The organism is Hymenobacter segetis, assembly GCF_054776495.1.
This window is the reverse complement of sequence record NZ_BAAHBV010000001.1, coordinates 1,704,662-1,722,696: the sequence shown is the minus strand read 5'-3', so window position 1 is coordinate 1,722,696 and position 18,035 is coordinate 1,704,662. Positions and strand designations below refer to the sequence as shown.

The 18,035-nt window shown below is 61.7% G+C and carries 13 protein-coding genes; 6 read left to right on the top strand and 7 right to left on the bottom strand.

Annotated elements, in window-relative coordinates:
- Positions 1–3: 3 nt before the first annotated feature.
- Entirely contained in the window at positions 4–1,233 is a 1,230-nt protein-coding gene (locus ACYU70_RS07220) for an MFS transporter (RefSeq protein ID WP_342296734.1), read from the bottom strand.
- Between the two features lie 169 nt (positions 1,234–1,402).
- Between ACYU70_RS07220 and ACYU70_RS07215 the strand changes: the two genes are divergently transcribed.
- Entirely contained in the window at positions 1,403–2,281 is an 879-nt protein-coding gene (locus ACYU70_RS07215; protein WP_342296733.1) for an aldo/keto reductase, read from the top strand.
- Between the two features lie 93 nt (positions 2,282–2,374).
- On the opposite strand, the gene ACYU70_RS07210 is transcribed toward ACYU70_RS07215, so the two are convergent.
- The 3 genes from ACYU70_RS07210 to ACYU70_RS07200 all read right to left on the bottom strand — a co-directional run bounded on the left by ACYU70_RS07210 (position 2,375) and on the right by ACYU70_RS07200 (position 6,062).
- Positions 2,375–3,130: a succinate dehydrogenase/fumarate reductase iron-sulfur subunit gene (locus ACYU70_RS07210; protein WP_342296732.1), complete on the bottom strand. Its 756-nt coding sequence runs from the start codon at positions 3,128–3,130 to the stop codon at positions 2,375–2,377.
- A 136-nt stretch (positions 3,131–3,266) separates the two neighbouring features.
- Positions 3,267–5,201, bottom strand: a complete 1,935-nt coding sequence (locus ACYU70_RS07205; RefSeq protein WP_342296730.1) for a fumarate reductase/succinate dehydrogenase flavoprotein subunit — start codon at positions 5,199–5,201, stop codon at positions 3,267–3,269.
- A 102-nt stretch (positions 5,202–5,303) separates the two neighbouring features.
- Complete coding sequence (locus tag ACYU70_RS07200; RefSeq protein ID WP_342296729.1) at positions 5,304–6,062, bottom strand: succinate dehydrogenase cytochrome b subunit; 759 nt, start codon at positions 6,060–6,062, stop codon at positions 5,304–5,306.
- A 281-nt stretch (positions 6,063–6,343) separates the two neighbouring features.
- Between ACYU70_RS07200 and ACYU70_RS07195 the strand changes: the two genes are divergently transcribed.
- From ACYU70_RS07195 to ACYU70_RS07180, 4 genes are all read left to right on the top strand, one after another.
- Complete coding sequence (locus tag ACYU70_RS07195; protein WP_460615951.1) at positions 6,344–9,307, top strand: T9SS type B sorting domain-containing protein; 2,964 nt, start codon at positions 6,344–6,346, stop codon at positions 9,305–9,307.
- A 249-nt stretch (positions 9,308–9,556) separates the two neighbouring features.
- On the top strand, positions 9,557–12,511 hold the full coding sequence (locus ACYU70_RS07190) for a T9SS type B sorting domain-containing protein (protein WP_342296727.1): 2,955 nt from the start codon (positions 9,557–9,559) through the stop codon (positions 12,509–12,511).
- A 182-nt stretch (positions 12,512–12,693) separates the two neighbouring features.
- Entirely contained in the window at positions 12,694–13,584 is an 891-nt protein-coding gene (gene fabD / locus ACYU70_RS07185; RefSeq protein ID WP_342296726.1) for an ACP S-malonyltransferase, read from the top strand.
- Between the two features lie 99 nt (positions 13,585–13,683).
- Positions 13,684–15,006: a hypothetical protein gene (locus ACYU70_RS07180; protein ID WP_342296725.1), complete on the top strand. Its 1,323-nt coding sequence runs from the start codon at positions 13,684–13,686 to the stop codon at positions 15,004–15,006.
- On the opposite strand, the gene folK is transcribed toward ACYU70_RS07180, so the two are convergent.
- Both folK and ACYU70_RS07170 read right to left on the bottom strand, forming a co-directional pair.
- On the bottom strand, positions 14,953–15,453 hold the full coding sequence (gene folK / locus ACYU70_RS07175) for a 2-amino-4-hydroxy-6-hydroxymethyldihydropteridine diphosphokinase (protein ID WP_342296724.1): 501 nt from the start codon (positions 15,451–15,453) through the stop codon (positions 14,953–14,955). The genes ACYU70_RS07180 and folK overlap by 54 nt on opposite strands.
- A complete protein-coding gene (locus ACYU70_RS07170; protein WP_342296723.1) occupies positions 15,450–16,310 on the bottom strand; it encodes an alpha/beta hydrolase family protein in 861 nt (286 codons plus the stop codon). The genes folK and ACYU70_RS07170 overlap by 4 nt, the downstream gene beginning before the upstream one ends.
- 125 nt (positions 16,311–16,435) lie before the next feature.
- On the opposite strand from ACYU70_RS07170, the gene ACYU70_RS07165 reads away from it, so the two are divergent.
- The gene (locus ACYU70_RS07165) at positions 16,436–17,443 is read left to right on the top strand and encodes a polyprenyl synthetase family protein (RefSeq protein WP_342296721.1); all 1,008 of its coding nucleotides are present in this window, start codon (positions 16,436–16,438) and stop codon (positions 17,441–17,443) included.
- A 185-nt stretch (positions 17,444–17,628) separates the two neighbouring features.
- On the opposite strand, the gene ACYU70_RS07160 is transcribed toward ACYU70_RS07165, so the two are convergent.
- On the bottom strand, positions 17,629–17,931 hold the full coding sequence (locus ACYU70_RS07160) for a hypothetical protein (protein ID WP_342296720.1): 303 nt from the start codon (positions 17,929–17,931) through the stop codon (positions 17,629–17,631).
- Positions 17,932–18,035: the final 104 nt, after the last annotated feature.

Below are 18,035 nucleotides of genomic sequence, written 5' to 3'. Positions count from 1 at the left end.
GCCTTACGCGGGGCTTTTGGCATCCCGGTCCGTAGCTGCCAACCCTGCTACCGCCGCCAGGCACAGCGCAAACCACGCCCACGGCAGCCGCAAATCGAGCACCGACAGCCCCCCAAATACCAGTGCCGTGCCGAAGCTGGCCAATGACTGAAAGGCCTGATTCAGTCCAAAGATTTCACCCCGGTCGGCCTCCGTAGTGCGGCGGGCCAGCCGCCCCTCCAGCAAGCCCTGGATGAGCGAGAGTGTGAGGCAGTCCAGCGTCACCAGCACGTAGAGGGCCACTTTCGAGGTGCCCATCAGGCCGTAGCCGGCCAGTACCGGTGCGCCCAGCGCGGCCAGCCACACAATGGCCCGGCGCTGGTTGATGCGGTCGGCAAAATAGCCGTAGAACACGTAGTTAAGCCCCACGCTCAGCGCCCCGAAATACATGAAAAAATAGGAAATCTGCCGTGCATCGAGGCGCAGCGGCCCTAGGCTGGCAAAGGCCACAAAGTAGAAATAATACCCCGTGCTGAGCGTGAGGGCCACCTGCGTGAGCACAATGCGCCGCACGCCGGGGTTCTGCACGTTCTTCTCGCGCAGCCGCGCCCAGAGCGTGAGCGGGTTGACGCTACGGGCCAACTCGGCGCGTAGCTCGGCTCCGCGCACTCCCCCGCGCCCGGCGTGGGTTTCGGGCAGCCACAAACTCAGCCCGATGTTGAGGGCGGCCAGGGCCACGGCCAGCCGCACCACGTAAGTGGCCTGCTGGGCCGGCGGTACCTGCAAAAAGGTCAGCATCAAGCCCGATGCCATCGGCCCCAGCACGAAGCCCAGCGAGATAATCGCGCCCTCAATGCCGAGGTTACGAAAGAGCCGCCCGGGCGGTGAAATGTCGGTAATGGCCGAGCGCACCGTGGCGTACATGCCATTGGTGAGGCCGTCGGAAACGCGGTTCACGAAGTACAGGCCCGCCCGCACCGGCAGCAGCAATGCATTGGCCAGCAGCGTACCAACTGCCGAAATGATGAAGATGGGCCGCCGCCCATACCCATCGCTCAGCCGCCCCAGCAGCGGGGCTGAAAACAGCTGCACTCCCAAAAATACGCCCGTGCCCACGCTCAGCCACAGCTGCGGCTGCCGCAGCCCTCGCACAAACTCCGGCAGCACGGGCCCCACCGCCGCCCCCACAATCACATCGACCAGAATAATAGCGTAAAGCAGCGGTAGGCGACGGTCGGGGGGAAGCAGGGGCACGGCGGTAAAAGTAGCGCGGACTTTGTAGTCCGCGCCTGATAATATCGTCCGAAAACGCGGACTACAAAGTCTGCGCTACAGCTCTCTTCAAACAATTCGGTTCCTCAATCGTCTTACAAAGCGCCCCGCCACTACCTGCGCCGGGGTATTTCATTCAATGTCAATTCTCATGTCCGATAAAACCACTGCCACCACTTACCCCACCACTTACCCCACCACCTTCACCATCGGCGGCGACCTCACCGTCAATCGACTCGGCTACGGGGCCATGCGCATCACCGGCGAAGGCATCTGGGGCCCGCCCGCCGACCACGACGAATCCATCCGCGTGCTGAAGCGGGCCGTGGAATTGGGCGTCAACTTCATCGATACCGCCGACAGCTACGGCCCTAACGTGTCGGAAGAGCTGATTGCCGAAGCCCTGCACCCCTATGCCAAAGGCCTCGTTATCGCCACCAAAGGCGGCCTGCTCCGCACCGGCCCCAACCAGTGGCCCATTGATGCCAGCCCCAAACACCTCGAAGAAGCCCTCAACGGCAGCCTCAAACGCCTGAAAGTCGAGCAAATCGACCTCTACCAACTCCACCGCATCGACCCTAATGTGCCCTTCGAGGATACCCTGGAATTCCTGCAAAAAGCCCAGCAGGACGGTCGCATCAAGCACATCGGCCTGTCCGAAGTAAGCGTGGCTGACATCAAAAAGGCCCAGGAATTCGTGCCCATCGTGTCGGTGCAGAACATGTACAGTGTCGAAAACCGCAAGTGGGAAGCCGAGCTCACCTACACCCGCGAGCAAAATATCGCCTTCATTCCGTGGTTCCCGCTGGGCGGCGGCAACGCCGATGCCCTCAAAGCGCTGGACCAGATTTCTGCCAAACATGGCGTGAAACCCCAGCAAATTGCCCTGAGCTGGCTCCTGCACCACTCGCCCAACATCCTGCTCATCCCCGGCACGTCCAAAGTGAACCACTTGGAAGAGAACATGAAAACGGCCGATATCCACCTTTCGGCCGAGGATATGAAAGCGCTGGATGCCGTAACAGCTTAACAGAGTAGGGGGCAAGCCCCGCACCCGACATTAAATAGAAAGCCCCGGCAGTAGCTACTGCCGGGGCCTTTTGCGTCTAACGTTTCGACTGACTTAAGCCAGATTATTCGACGTAGCCTTGGCCGCCAGGAACTCGCGGTTCAGGATAGCAATGTTCTCCAGCGAGATGCCCACCGGGCACTCGGCCGCGCACGAGCCGATGTTGGTGCAGGCCCCAAAGCCTTCCTTGTCCATCTGCGCCACCATGTTTTCGACGCGGGTTTTGCGCTCCACATGACCTTGCGGCAGCAACGAAAGCTGCGAAACCTTGGCCGATACGAACAGCATCGCCGAAGCATTCTTGCAAGCCGCCACGCAGGCACCGCAGCCGATGCAGGTAGCCGCCTCGAAAGCGCGGTCGGAAATCTCCTTCGGAATCGGAATCTCGTTGCCGTCGGGTGCGCCGCCGGTGTTCACGCTCACGTAGCCGCCGGCCTGAATGATGCGGTCGAACGCCGAGCGGTCTACGCTCAGGTCTTTATTTACGGGGAACGATGCGGCGCGCCAGGGCTCGATGGTGATGGTGTCGCCATCCGAGAACTTGCGCATATGCAGCTGGCAGGTGGTGGTGCCCTTCTCGGGGCCGTGCGAGCGGCCGTTGATGAACAAGTCGCACGAGCCGCAGATGCCTTCGCGGCAGTCGTGGTCGAAGGCCACCGGGTCCTGGCCGGCGTGCAGCAGGTCCTCGTTCAGCACGTCGAGCATTTCCAGGAACGACATATCGGGCGAAATGTCTTTCACGTGGTACTCCACAATATTCCCCTGAGCCTGGCGGTTGGGCTGCCGCCACACTTTCAGGGTCAGGTTCATCGGTTTAGCGTTGGGGTTGGAACCGGCCATCTTTTTTCTAGTAGTCAGTATTGGGTAGTCAGTAGTCGGATGGATAATTCGTCAGGCGAAACGGACTGACTACTGGCTACCCAATACTGACTACTAAAAATCAAATTTATTTGTAGCTGCGCTGGGTCAGCTTCACGTTTTCAAATACAAGCTCTTCCTTGTTGAGCTTCTCGGGCTGGTTGTCGCCCTGATACTCCCAGGCTGCCACGTAGGCGTAGTTTTCGTCGTCGCGCAGGGCCTCGCCCTCGGGGGTCTGGTATTCCTCGCGGAAGTGGCCACCGCAGCTTTCGTTGCGGTTCAGCGCGTCGTCCACCATCAGCTCGCCCAGTTCGATGAAGTCGGCTACGCGGCCGGCTTTCTCCAGCGCCTGGTTCATTTCTTCGCCCGTGCCTACCACTTTCACGTCGCTCCAGAAGCCTTTTTTGAGCTTCTGAATCTCAGCTTTGGCGTGGCGCAAGCCTTCGGCCGTACGGGCCATGCCGCAGTATTCCCACATGATGTGGCCCAGCGCCTTATGGAATTCGTCGGGCGTGCGGTTGCCTTTGATGCCTAGTAGCTGCTCGGTGCGGGCCTGCACGTAGGCTTTCGATTCGGCGAAAGCGGGGTGGCTGGTATCCACCGGCTTGGGCGGCGTTTGGGCCAGGTAATCACCAATGGTGTAAGGGATTACGAAGTAGCCATCGGCCAGGCCCTGCATCAGGGCCGAAGCACCGAGGCGGTTGGCTCCGTGGTCCGAGAAGTTGCACTCGCCGGTGGCGTACAGGCCGGGCACGGTGGTTTGCAGGTTGTAGTCAACCCACAGGCCGCCCATAGTGTAGTGCACCGCCGGGTAGATGCGCATGGGCATCTCATACGGATTCTCGTCGGTGATTTTGGCGTACATGTCGAAGAGGTTGCCGTACTTCTGGCTCACCGCTTCAGCGCCCGTGCGCTTGATGATATCGGAGAAATCGAGGTACACGGCCAGGCCGGTGCTGCCCACGCCACGGTTCTCGTCGCACATCATCTTGGCGTTGCGCGAAGCCACGTCGCGCGGCACCAGGTTGCCGAAAGCGGGATACTTGCGCTCCAAGAAGTAGTCGCGGTCATCCTCGGCAATGTCCTGAGGTTTCACCTGGCCTTTGCGCACGCGCTCAGCCATTTCCACCGTTTTGGGCACCCACACGCGGCCGTCGTTGCGGAGCGATTCCGACATCAGCGTAAGCTTCGACTGATAGTCGCCGCTCACGGGGATGCAGGTGGGGTGAATCTGGGTAAAGCAGGGGTTGGCGAAGAATGCGCCTTTTTTGTGGGCACGCCAGGCGGCCGTCACGTTGCAATACTTGGCATTAGTGCTCAGGTAGAACACGTTGCCGTAGCCGCCAGTGGCCAGTACCACCGCGTGGGCGGCGTGGGTTTCAATCTCGCCGGTCACCAGGTTACGCGTCACGATGCCGCGCGCCTGCCCGTCCACAATCACCACGTCGAGCATTTCCGAGCGGGTGTACATCTTCACCTTGCCGTAGGCAATCTGGCGGCTCAGGGCTGAGTAGGCTCCCAGCAGCAGCTGCTGTCCGGTCTGGCCCCGGGCGTAGAAGGTTCGGCTCACCTGGGCACCACCGAAGGAGCGGTTGGCCAGCAGGCCGCCGTATTCGCGGGCGAAGGGCACGCCTTGGGCTACGCACTGGTCGATGATGTTGACCGATACCTGGGCCAGGCGGTACACGTTGGCTTCGCGGGCGCGGTAGTCGCCGCCCTTGATGGTATCGTAGAACAAACGGAACACGGAGTCGCCGTCGTTCTGGTAGTTCTTAGCGGCATTGATGCCACCCTGTGCGGCGATGGAGTGCGCGCGGCGGGGCGAATCGTGGTACGTGAAGGCTTTAACGTTGTAGCCCAGCTCGGCCAGCGAGGCGGCGGCAGCGCCGCCGGCCAGGCCCGTGCCGACCACAATTACGTCGTATTTCCGCTTGTTGGCGGGGTTCACGAGCTTGACGTTAAACTTGTGCTTGTCCCATTTTTCGGCGAGGGAGCCTTCGGGAATTTTGGAATCCAACAGCATAGAGCGACGGAGTGATGGAATGACTGAGTGATAGAACAATAAGGTAACCGCCGAACGCCGCAGGTGTTAGCGCGGCCGGCCGGTTTTATTGCTCCTAATCAATTAAAAAGCCGAAGCCACGGTGTGAAGGAATGCTGGCGCGTTAGCAGCCATTTCGCCCTGTGCATTGGTGAACAGGAAGAAGTAGAGCGGCATGGAGGCGAAGCCCGCCGAAACCACTACCGCGAAGGTGTAGCCCACATACTTAATGAGCGGGGTGTACTTGCGGTGGTTCAGGCCCAGGGTCTGGAAGCCCGAGCGGAAGCCGTGCCACAAGTGGTAGCCGAGGCTGATTTGGGCGGCCACATACAGCAGCACGTACCACCAGATGTGGAACGACGACACTACGGCCATATACAGGTTGTCGTAGTCGCTGGTCAGCGGGTCGGCACCGCCCATTTTGGGCAGGTCGCCGGCGAAGCGGGCGCGCCAGAAGAAATTGTAGAGGTGGACAATCAGGAAAATCAGGATGATGCTGCCCAGAATGCCCATGTTGCGCGAGGTCCATTCCGAGTTCTGCTCCGAGTGGTTGCTCACGTAGCCTTGTGCGCCACGGGCCGCTTTGTTGCGGCGGGTGAGCACGAGGGCTTCAAAAATATGAAAGCCGAAACCCAGCACCAGGCCCCACTCGATGGTGCGGATGATGGGGTTGGTACCCATGAAGTGAGAATAGGTGTTGAAGGCCGCACCCTGGTCGTGCTTGAATAACTGCAGGTTGCCAATCAGGTGAACCACCAGGAACGAGCACAGAAACAGGCCGGTAACGGCCATAATTATCTTCCGGCCGATGCTGCTGGTTAATGTTTTTGTTATCCAACTCATAAAGTTGCCAAACTAGGGAAGTGAAGAGGTGTGTTTAGGTCGCCCAAAGGTAGCCCCCACCCGCTAACCGGGCAACGGTCGGGCTTGATTCGTGCAAGTGCCGCGCTTCCGAAAAACATTGCGGAGGCGTGGTGAATCTATCCACGGCTGGCATCGTTAAACACGCAAGGGCGTGTGGCTTAACCAGCAACAAATTCTGCCAGGGCCGGCTTCAAAAGCTGGCTTCTTCGCTGGGTGCCCGGGCCTGCATTACGGTTTTCCTTTCTTGTAACTGAATTGGTATGGTACAGTTTACTCTTCCGCGGGCTGGAATGCTGGTGCGGGCTGCACTGCTGTTGGTGGTGCTATTGGCAGGTTTGGGCCTGCGGCCCGAGGTGGCGCAGGCCACCCACATCCGGGCGGGCGACATTCAGGCCAAGGTGGACACCACGGCCAACCCCAACCCGCGGCGCATCTTCTTCAAGATGATTCTCTACCTCGACATTAGCCGCGGGCCAAATTCAGTAGACCAGCCCAACGCGGTTATCTTTTTTGGCGACGGCACGTCGAGCTGCAACCCGGGCATTGCCCGGCCGGGCGGCCGGCTGCCCATTCCCGGCAACTCCGATACGGCGCTCAGTATCTATTATTTCGAGCATACTTACCCGTCTACGGGCAACTACACGGTCAGCTTCGTGGGCGAAAACCGCAACGGGGGCGTCGTCAACATGAGCAATCCGCTCGACCAGTCGTTCTACATCAGCACCCGCATCACCATCGACCCGGCGCTGGGGCTGAACCATTCGCCGGTGCTCACGGCTCCGGCCATTGATAAGGGGGCCGTAGGGCAGGTGTATCTGCACAATCCGGCGGCATATGATGCCGACCACGACTCGCTGGCCTTTCACCTGCGCACCAGCCAGAAGGAGCCCCGCCTGGCATCCAACATTGTCGGGCCGCCCTGCCCCGGCGCTACCGGCGACAACACGCCCCGGCCCGTGACGGTGCCCGACTTTAAATACCCCAACGACCCGGCCATTGCGGCCAACCCCGTGACCGTGCCCTATGGTGGCGTGCCGGGCGACCCCACCGGGGGCAACCCCGCCATTTTCGTGCAGGACGTGCACACCGGCCAGATTACCTGGAACGCGCCCGTGGCGGTGGGCTTCTACAACGTGGCGATGGTGGTGGAGGAATGGCGGCGCACGCCCCTCGGCCGCCGGCTTATCGGGGAGGTGATTCGGGACATGCAGATAATCGTGACGGCGACCAACAACCAGCGCCCAACGCTGACCATTCCGCCCGATATCTGCGTGGTGGCCGGGCAAACCGTGACCGGCAGTGTGACCGCCGTGGACGGTGTGACCGCCGGCAGCGCCCAAACCCCGATTACGCTGTTTGCCTACGGTGGAATTCTTCCGCCCGCCAGCTTTCGCCAAACGACGACCGGCCCGCCGCAGGCCGCCGGCACCTTTAGCTGGCAAACTACGTGCAGCAACGTGGCCGGGCTGCCGTACTTAGTGGTATTTAAAGCGCAGGACAGCCCAGCGTCTCCTACGCCGATACTGATAGACGAGAAAACCTGGCGCATCACGGTGGTGGGGCCGCCGCCCCAAAACCTGCGGGTCACACCCACCGCCGCCCCGGGCGGCTACAACGGCATGGTGCTGAACTGGGACGCTTACACCTGCGCTAATGCGGCCCACATCTACATCTACCGCAAGGTGAACCCCTCCACGTTCACCCCGGGGCCGTGCGATACCGGCATTCCGGCCTCGGCGGGCTATGTGCGCATTGGCACAGTAGCGCCCGGCGTGACGACCTTCACTGACTTGAACGTGGACCCGGCAACTGGTACTACCATCGGCTTGAGCCGGGGGCAGAACTACTGCTACCGCATTTATGCTGATTTTCCGCTGCCGGCTGGCGGCGAGAGCATTGCCTCGAACGAGGTCTGCGCTCAGATATCGGGCCGGGGCGCCATGCTCACCAACGTGGACGTGGCCACCACCAGTGCCACCACCGGCCAGATTGCCGTGCGCTGGACCCAGCCCCGCCCGATTGGCGGGGGCACGTTCACGGGCACGCCATCTTATATGCTGTCGCGGGCTGAGGGGCTGAACCCGGTGGCTACGGCGTTTGTACCAGTGGCCCACGGTCCGTTCACCGCCCTCACTGATACCAGCTACGTGGACCTGGGGCTCGACACGCAGAGCAAGCAATACACTTACAAGCTGGAGTTTGTGCGCACCTTCGCCCCGGGCCAGGGTACCACGCTCACCGAGGCCTCGCCCACGGCCAGTAGCGTCCGGCTCACGGCGTTGCCCAACAACCCGCCCACGTCCATCACCCTGAGCTGGACCTATCAGGTGCCGTGGAATAATTCGGGCAAACCGGTTACCATCTATCGCCGCACCGGGGCCACGGGCGCACTGGTGCCGGTGGCTACTGCTCCGACTGGGGCCACCAGCGGCACGTTTACCGACCGCGACCCCACGCTGGTGAAGGGCGAGAACTATTGCTACTATTTGCAGACCGAGGGCAGCTATGCCGGCTTCCCCTTCCTGAGCTCGCTGCTGAACCGCAGCCAGGTGCAGTGCCTCACCCTCAACTCGCCGCCATGTGCGCCGGTGCTCACCCTGCTGCCCACCAACTGCGACAGCCTGGCCAACCTGCCCGAATTCCCGGGCCTGCGGGAGCGCTACACCAATCGCCTGCGCTGGACGGTGGGCACCACGCCCGCCGGCTGCGATGCCAACATCATCAATTACCGGGTGTATTACCGGCCCACGCCCACGGGCCGCTTTACCCTGCTGGGCACTACCTCGGCCACCAGCTTCGTGCATTCCGACCTGTCTTTTTCGGGCGGGTGCTACGCCTTGCAGGCCGTGGTGGCCAGCGGCGCGGTGAGCGACACGAGCAACGTGGCCTGCCAGGATAATTGCCTGTTTTTCAAGCTGCCCAATATCTTTACGCCCAACGGCGACGGCCAGAACTCGGTGTTCCGGCCCAAGAACAACAGCCCGGTGCGGCGCATCCACTTCCAGGCCTTCAACCGCTGGGGCACCAAGGTGTTTGAGAACACCACCACCGCCGATGACCCCGTGCTCATCAACTGGGACGGCGGCGGGCCCACGGGCGAATCGGGCAACGGCACCAGCGCCAAAGTGGGCGATGGCGTGTATTTCTACCTGGCCGAAGTGGAATTTGCCGACTTTGCCAACACGAAGCGCACGTATAAGGGTTGGGTCGAAATCGTTCGTTAGCGCCGCGTATTTTTTGGCTTAAATAAAATGACTGCCCCGCAAAAACTGCCCTGCTCGGAGCGGTTTTTGCGGGGTTGTCGGCTTTACTGAATCCGCTGAATGAGGCAGGCTGCTATTCGCCTTCGGCCGAAGGCAGCGTAACTTTTCCTTCTCCCGTTACTTCTCGTATAGCTTCGCGTTGCCGGGCCAGCCTTTAAGGTCCGAATCAGCGTAAGGCTAGCGAATTTTCTTTCTTCCGTTCGAGATTATATGATACAATTTCTTCTACTCCGGGGTGGGGCCGGTGCGCGGCTGGCGCTGCTACTGCTGACAATAATGACCGGGCTGAGTGTGCGCCCGAATGTGGCCCAGGCATCGCACCTGCGCGCCGGCGACATTCAGGCCAAGGTGGACACCACGGCCAGCCCCAACCCGCGCCGCATCTTCTTCAAGATGGTGCTGTACACGGACAATAGCTCGCCGGTGGACCAGCCGACGGCCACCATCTTCTTTGGTGATGGCACCTCCAGCTGCGTCGATGGTGTGCCCCGCTTCCTGAAGCGGGCCATTCCGGGCAACACCGACACCAGCGTTAATATTTATTATTTCGAGCACATTTACCCGTCCACGGGTGGCTACAACGTGGAGTTTATCGGCGAAAACCGCAACGATGGGGTGATAAATATGACCGACTCAAAAAATCAGTCGTTCTACATCCGAACCTATGTCTACATCGACCCGTCGCTGGGGCTGAATCATTCGCCCATCTTCACGGCTCCGGCCATCGACAAGGCCGCTACCAGCCAGGTGTTTTTGCATAACCCCGGGGCCTACGATGCCGACAATGATTCGCTGGCTTTTCACCTGCGAGCCAGTCAGCAGGTGCCGGCCGGCATTCGCGGTTCGGTGGGTGGTTCGCCCTGCACCGGCCCGGGAGCCGGCACGGGGACCAATATGCCCGTGGCCCAGCCCGTGCCCAATTTCCGCTTTCCCAACGACCAGGCCATCACCGCCGGTAATCCGCGGGCCGTGCAGGTGGCCTATGGCGGCGTGCCGGCGGGAGTGGTTAATGACGATGCCATTTTCTTTCAGGACGTGAACACCGGCCAGATTACCTGGAACGCGCCCGTGGCGGTGGGTTTCTACAACGTCGCGTTTGAAGTGGAGGAATGGCGGCGCGTGCCGCTGGGGCGTCGGCTTATCGGCAAGGTGATTCGGGACATGCAGATAATCGTGACGGCCTCGGTCAACATTCGCCCCACCATCACCATTCCGCAGGACATCTGCGTGGTGGCCGGGCAGCGCATAACGGGCACCGTAACGGCCGTGGACGGCGTGACTGCCAGCAGTCCGCAGTCGCCCATCACGCTGTTTGCCTACGGTGGAATTTTCCCGCCCGCCACGTTCCGCCAAACGACGACCGGCCCGCCGCAGGCCGCCGGCACGTTCAGCTGGCAAACCACGTGCAGCAACGTGGCCAAAGTGCCATATCTGGTGGTGTTTAAGGCCCAGGACAACCCAGCGGTGCCCTCCACCACCAACCCGGCGCTGATTGACGAGAAAACCTGGCGCATTACGGTGGTAGGGCCGGCCCCACAAAACCTGCGGGCCACGCCCGCCGTGGCAACGGGCGGCCTCAACAGTATGGTGCTGAACTGGGATGCCTACACATGCGGCAATGCGGCCAATATTTACATCTACCGCAAAGTGAACCCTGGAACCGCGCCGGGAGCGTGCCAAACGGGTATTCCGGCCTCATCGGGCTACGTGCGCATTGGCACGGTAGGGCCTACCGTGACCACGTTCACCGACCTGAACACGGATGCCACCAACACCAACCGCGGCCTGGACCGGGGCCAGAACTACTGCTACCGTATTTACGCTGACTTCTCGCTGCCGGCCGGTGGCGAAAGCCTGGCCTCGAACGAAGCCTGCTCCCAGGTGGCCGGGCGCGGAGCCATGCTGACCAACGTGGACGTGGCCACCACCAGCGCCACCACCGGCCAGATAAACGTGCGCTGGACCCAGCCCCGCCCGGTGAGTGGCACTTTCACCAGCCCGGTGCGCTACAACCTGTCGCGGGCCGAGGGGCTGACCCCGGCGGCTACGGCGTTTGTACCGGTGGCGCATGGCCCGTTCATCACGTTGGCCGATACGAGCTACGTCGACTCCGGCCTCGACACCCAGAACAAGCAATACACCTACAAGCTGGAGTTTGTGCAGGCGCTGGCCACGCCAATCAGTGAGTTTTCGCCCACCGCCAGCAGCGTGCGCGTGAGTGCGCTGCCCGCCAACGTGGCCGCCTCGGCCATCACGGTGAACTGGACCTTTAATGTGCCTTGGGACAACGCCGCGCAGCCTACCACCATCTACCGCCGCAACGGCAATACCGGGGCCTACGTGCGCATCGGCACGGCCACTTCCACGGCCGCCGGCGGCACCTACGCCGACCGCGACCCCGCGCTGGTGAAAGGCCAGGACTACTGCTACTACGTGGAAACGAACGGGCGCTACGCTGGCTTCACCTTCCTGAGCTCGCTGCTGAACCGCAGCCAGGAACGCTGCCTCACGCTCATCTCGCCGCCCTGCACGCCGGTGCTCAGGCCGCTGGCCACCAACTGCGACAGCCTGGCCAATCTGCCCGAATTCCCGCGCCAGAATGAAAAATACAGCAACCGCCTGCGCTGGACGGTGGGCAACACGCCGGCCGGCTGCGACGTGGCCCCGGTGAGCTACAAGGTATTCTACCGGCCTACGCCCACGGGGCGCTTCACGCTGCTGGGCACGACCACCACCACCAGCTACGTGCACGGCAACCTGGCCTTTTCGGGCGGCTGCTACGCCATTCAGGCTGTAGCCAGCAGCGGCGCGTTGAGCGACACGAGCAACGTGGTCTGCCAGGACAATTGTGTATTCTTTAAGCTGCCCAATATTTTCACGCCCAACGGCGACGGCTCCAACGACCAGTTCCGGCCCAAAAACAGTAGCCCGGTGCGGCGCGTACACTTCCAGGCCTTCAACCGCTGGGGCACTAAAGTATTCGAGAACACCACCACGGCCGACGACCCCATCCTCATCAACTGGGATGGCGGCGGTCCCACGGGCGAAGCCAACACGAAGGTGAAAAACGTGGGCGGCGTGTATTTCTACCTAGTCGAGGTGGAGTTTGCCGACTTTGCCAACACCAAACGCACCTACAAGGGCTGGGTCGAAATCGTCCGCTAATCACGGATTTAGGCTGATTCATAACTCGCCCTGAAGCGGAGCCGACCATTAGGTCGGCTCCGCTTTTTTTTGGGCAATGCGGCTTTTTGTGCAGCTTGCGCCCGCTTTGCCGCTTCTGAAGGAGCGGCCGGCCATCATTTGCCAATTCCCACCACCCGAAAACCACCAATCCGCGACTTCCGATGAATCCGACTCAATCCGTGCTATTTCCCGGCCAGGGCAGCCAGTTTCCCGGCATGGCCCGCGAGCTGTTCGACCAGAACCTCGACGCCCGCGCCCTGCTCACCCGCGCCAACGACATCCTGGGCTTCAGCCTTACCGACATCATGTTCAGCGGCTCCGAGGAGGACCTGCGCCGCACCGACGTTACCCAGCCCGCCATTTTCGTGCATTCGGTGGCGCAGTTTGTGGCGCGGCCCGATTTCCAGCCGGCCAGCACGGCGGGCCATTCGCTGGGCGAATTCTCGGCCCTGGTAGCCGCCGGCGTATTGAAATTTGAAGACGCGCTGCCGCTCGTATCCCGCCGCGCCCAGGCCATGCAAGCCGCCTGCGAGGAGCAGCCCGGCACCATGGCCGCCATCCTTGGCCTCGACGATGCCACGGTGGAGCGCATCTGCCAGGAAATCATGGAAGCCGGCAACGTGGTAGTAGCCGCCAACTACAACTGCCCCGGCCAGCTCGTCATTTCCGGCTCGGCCGAAGGCGTGGCCCAGGCCTGCGAAGCCCTGAAAGCTGCCGGGGCCAAGCGCGCCCTGCCGCTGCCCGTGGGCGGCGCCTTCCACTCGCCCCTGATGCAAAGCGCCGCCGCTGCCCTAGCCGAAGCCATCGAAAAAACCACATTCAGCCCCGCCCGCTGCCCCGTGTACCAGAACGTGGACGCGCTGCCCCACACCGACCCGGCCGAAATCAAAGCCAACCTGCTGGCCCAGCTCACCGCCCCCGTGCGCTGGACGCAGCTGGTGCAGCGCATGGCCGCCGACGGTGCCACCGACTTCGTGGAATGCGGCCCCGGCAAGGTGCTGCAAGGCCTGGTGAAGAAAATTGTGCCCACGGCCACGGTAGGAAGCTTCTAGCCGTAGCGCGGACTTTCAGTTCGCGCCCCCGAACGAAACCCGAACGATTCTAACGGCGCGGGGGCACGAGCTAAAAGTTCGCGCTACATTCCGCTTCCGATGGTCCAAACTTTTCCCTCTGATTCTGCCGCAGCCCGGCGCTACCGGTGGCCCTTCGCGGGGCTGCTGCTGGCGGCCGGGCTGTTGCAGTTGGCGCTGTTTGCCTACGCCACCGCGCCCGGCCTGGCCAGCACCGGTGACTCGCGCTACTACCTCTACGCCGCCCACACGCTACGCGAAACCGGCCACCTGCTCAACCCCGACGGCACGCCGTACCGCTACTGGCCGCCGCTGTTCCCGCTGCTGCTGAGCGCCTGCAGCTCGCTGGCGTGTGTGCGGCTTTTGCACGGCGCGTGCCTGCTGGTCAGCCTGCTGCTGTGGAGCTGGCTGGGCCGGCGGCTGCTGCCGGCCGGCCGGGCGCTGGCGTTGCCCATCCTGCTGGCGCTGAACACGCCGTGGCTGCTGGTGAGTAAATTCGTGTGGGCCGAAAGCGTTTTTCTGCTGCTGTTTGCGGCGTATGCGGTGGCGATGTGGCAATGGCTGCACACGGCCCGCTGGCAGTGGTGGGGTGTGCTCACGGCTGTTGGAATTTTGTTGCCTTTGCAGCGCACTTTGGGGCTTTTTCTGCTGGCCGGAGTAGGGGCGGGGCTGCTGGTGGGCGGGTGGCGCAGGCTTTCAGCCCGTGGCCGGACAAGGCTTTTTTTACACCTGCTGATAAGTGGCTTGGCGGGCGTACTGTGGCAGTGGTATGCGCTGCTGGTGGCCGGCCCCAGTCGCTACCACCCCGGCCGGGGTTGGGGACAATTGCTAAGTTCAGCCGCTGATTATGGCTTCGTGCTGGGGCGCTGGCTGCTGCCGCTGCCTGTTTCGGGCCGAACTCTGCTGCCGGAATTTGCGTGGGCTGCTGGGCTGTTGATAATCGGTTGTCTGCTGTGGCCGCGTCATAAGTCTACCTCGGCTGAAACAGCTGCTGCTTATGCTCCTGAAGCTCTTCCAGAAGCTACTTCAACAACGCTTTCTAACTCACAAGCTGAACCGGATTTCCGCCTTCAGCTGATGCTGCAAACGCTATGGAGCGCCAGTGTAGCCTTGGTAGTCCTGGTGGCGGCCCTCACGGTGTTTGCCCAGAGCGCCGCCGGCATTCACGATGCCGAGCGATACGCCAGCGTGCTGTTTGCGCCCGTGGTGGTGCTGGTGCTGGCGGCGTGGCCGGCCCGGGCTCCGCACTGGCTGGGAGCGGGACTGCTGGCCGTCTGGCTGCTGGGCGCGGCGGTGCGAGTAGGGCACGTAGCGCAGGAGCTGCGCCGGGTGCCGCCAATGCCGGTCGACTCATTCGCCGGGCCAGGGCCGCACGGGCAAGGGGTCGGGGCAGCGGGCGAGTAGCGAGGCCACTGTTTCGCCCAATTGCGGATGAACCAGCGAACCAGCGATTTCGGCCAGCGGCACCAGTGCAAACCGGCGCTCGGCCAGGCGCGGGTGCGGCACGCTCAGCGTCGGCGTAGCAATGATTTTCGGCCCGAAAAACAAGATGTCAACATCCAGTGTGCGGCTGCCCCATTGTTCGCGCCGCTCACGGCCGGCGGCTTGTTCCGTGGCCAAGCAGGTAGCCAGCAATTCCTCGGGCGATAAAACCGTGCGCAATGCCAGCGCCTGATTCAAAAATGCCGGCTGGTCTTCGCGCCCCCAGGCGGCCGTTTCATAAATCCCGGATTCGGCTACAATTTCACCCGCAGTTGCGGCCAGCCGGGCGCGGGCCTGCGCCAGCAGCGCGGCGCGGTCGCCCAGGTTCGAGCCCAGCAGCAGGTAGGCCAACACGGGGGCATCACTCATTTCTGCCGCTTGAAAAAGGCTGCCGTCACCTCCGCAACGTGCCGGGCGGGCGCGGGCAATTCCGTCTCGGGCCAGGGGTGCGCGCCGCCAAACATGTGCGTGGCGTCCGGCACCAGCAGCAGCTCGGCATTGGGCTTGAGCTGGTGCAGCTTGTGGGCCGCATCCACCGACACCGTCTCATCCTGGTCGCCGTGGATGATGAGCAGCGGCTGCTTCAGCTTGCGGCGCACGTTGTGTGGAATATCGAGGCGCGGGCGGTTGGCGTGGTAGTTCTCCACAATCTGGTAGTGCATGGGCAGTTCCACGCCGGTGCGGGTGTTGGGCACGTGTAGCACGCCCGTGCGCTGCCACTCGTCAAACACCGACTGCGGCCACTGCGGGTGCACTTCGGCAATGGCGGCCCACGTCGCCACGGCCCGCACGCGCGGGTCTTCGGCGGCTTTCAGCAGTGCCAGGCCGCCGCCCCGGCTATGGCCGGCCAGGAAAAACCGCTGCAAATCCATCTCGGCAGCCGGCACGGGCGTGGCCCCGGGCGTAAAAAGCGCATCGATTACCTGCCCGATGTCATCAAGCTCAATACTGAAATTATTGCGCCCGAAGGCATCCAAATCCTCCAAATCGCCGGTGCCGCCCACCACGATGCCGTTGTGCGACAGGTTCAGCTTCACAAACACGAAGCCCTGCTCCGCGAAATAATCGGCCAGTAGCGGGAAGTGCCCCCAGTCCTTAAACCCCTTGAAGCCGTGCACGAACAGCAGCACGGGCTTGGGATGGCCGGTGGCGTAGTAGGTGGCATCGGCCTCGAAGGGCCGGCCGTGGGCAGCGCCCGAGAGCAGGAAGGAGGCGTGAGTGAGCATATGGCGAAGGTAGGAGCGAAGCGCAGCCAATTGGCCGCCGCTGCGGTTATAATTCGTAGCCGGCCCAAAAGGTTGGCGCTTCCTAGGTGTTCTCTCCGCCGTTCTGCCGTATCATTGTCGCCGCAATGCCCCAATACTCCCCCTTGTCCCTCGACCAGATTCAGGCCCCCATCGCGGCCGAAATGGAAGAGTTTGAGCACAAATTCCGCCAGTCGATGCGCACCAAAGCGCTGCTGCTCGACAAGATAATGGGCTACATCGTGAAGCGCAAGGGCAAGCAAATCCGGCCCATGTTCGTGTTTCTCACGGCCCGCGCCACCCGCCCCGAGCCCGCCACCGGCGACCCACTGCCCGACGCCAGCTTCCGCGGGGCCGCCCTCATCGAGCTGCTGCACACTGCCACCCTCGTGCACGACGACGTGGTAGACGAGAGCAACTACCGGCGCGGCTTCTTCTCCATCAACGCGCTCTGGAAAAATAAAATCGCCGTTTTAGTCGGTGATTACCTGCTCTCGCGCGGCCTGCTATTAGCCCTCGAAAACGACGATTTCGACCTGCTGAAAATCGTGAGCAACGCCGTGCGCGAATTGAGCGAAGGCGAATTATTGCAAATCGAAAAAGCCCGCAAATTAGACATCACCGAAGACGTTTATTTCGACATTATCCGGCAAAAAACGGCATCCCTAATTGCCTCCTGCACGGCCGTGGGCGCGGCCTCCGTTGGCGCTGATAAAGAGGTCATCGAACGCGCCCGATTATTCGGTGAAAAAGTCGGAATTGCCTTTCAGATTAAAGACGATTTATTCGATTACGGCACCGCCGAAATCGGCAAGCCTGTGGGCATTGATATTAAAGAAAAGAAGATGACGCTTCCGCTCATTTATGCCCTGCAACAGGCTTCGTGGCTGGAAAAGCGCAAAGTTATTTTTAACGTAAAAAACAACGACGGTCACCGCGACCGGGTGCAGCAGGTAATTGAATTCGTGAAAAAATCGGGCGGCCTGGACTACGCCGTGCAAACCATGAAACGCTACCGCGACGAGGCCCTCGCCATCCTGCACACCTTCCCGGAATCGCCCAGCCGCACGTCGTTGGAAGGGTTGATTAATTACACGATTGAGCGCGAGAAATAGGACCACGGATTCGCTCGGATTTCACGAATTTTGTAGTCGAATTTATTTCCGGATTTTCAAATCTAAATCATAAAAAAAGCCTCTCGCATGAGAGGCTTTTTTGTTCTGAAAATGTCATTGACTGAAATCAGCAGTCGACTACAAAATCCGGGAAATCCGAGCGAATCCGAGCGAATCCGTGGTCCTTACTTCGACACCTGATAGCTCACGCTGCCCGGCTTCACATCACTCACTTTGAACGTGACGCCATCGAAAGTGCTGTCGACTTCCAGGGTGTGGGTCATGTCGCAGCCGGGGCACTTTATTTCCTCGATTTCGTGATTGTCGGCGTGGGCGGGCGAGTCGGCCTGGTCGTTGGGGGCGGGCACACCGATGAGGTCGGTGAAGACTTCGGTGTGGCACTTGTTGCACTCAAACTTGAGGCCGACGGTACGGCCTTGCAGGTCGGCGAGCGGGGCGGGGGCGTTGGGTTGCTGGTGAATCCACATAAAGAGCGGGAAGTTTGGAGAAAGAAAGTGTGCTGGCGCGTGGCCTTATCTGGCTGTACGCGGCTGGTTTGAAAAAAGATGAGCTTCCCGCCGCCGTCGGATTA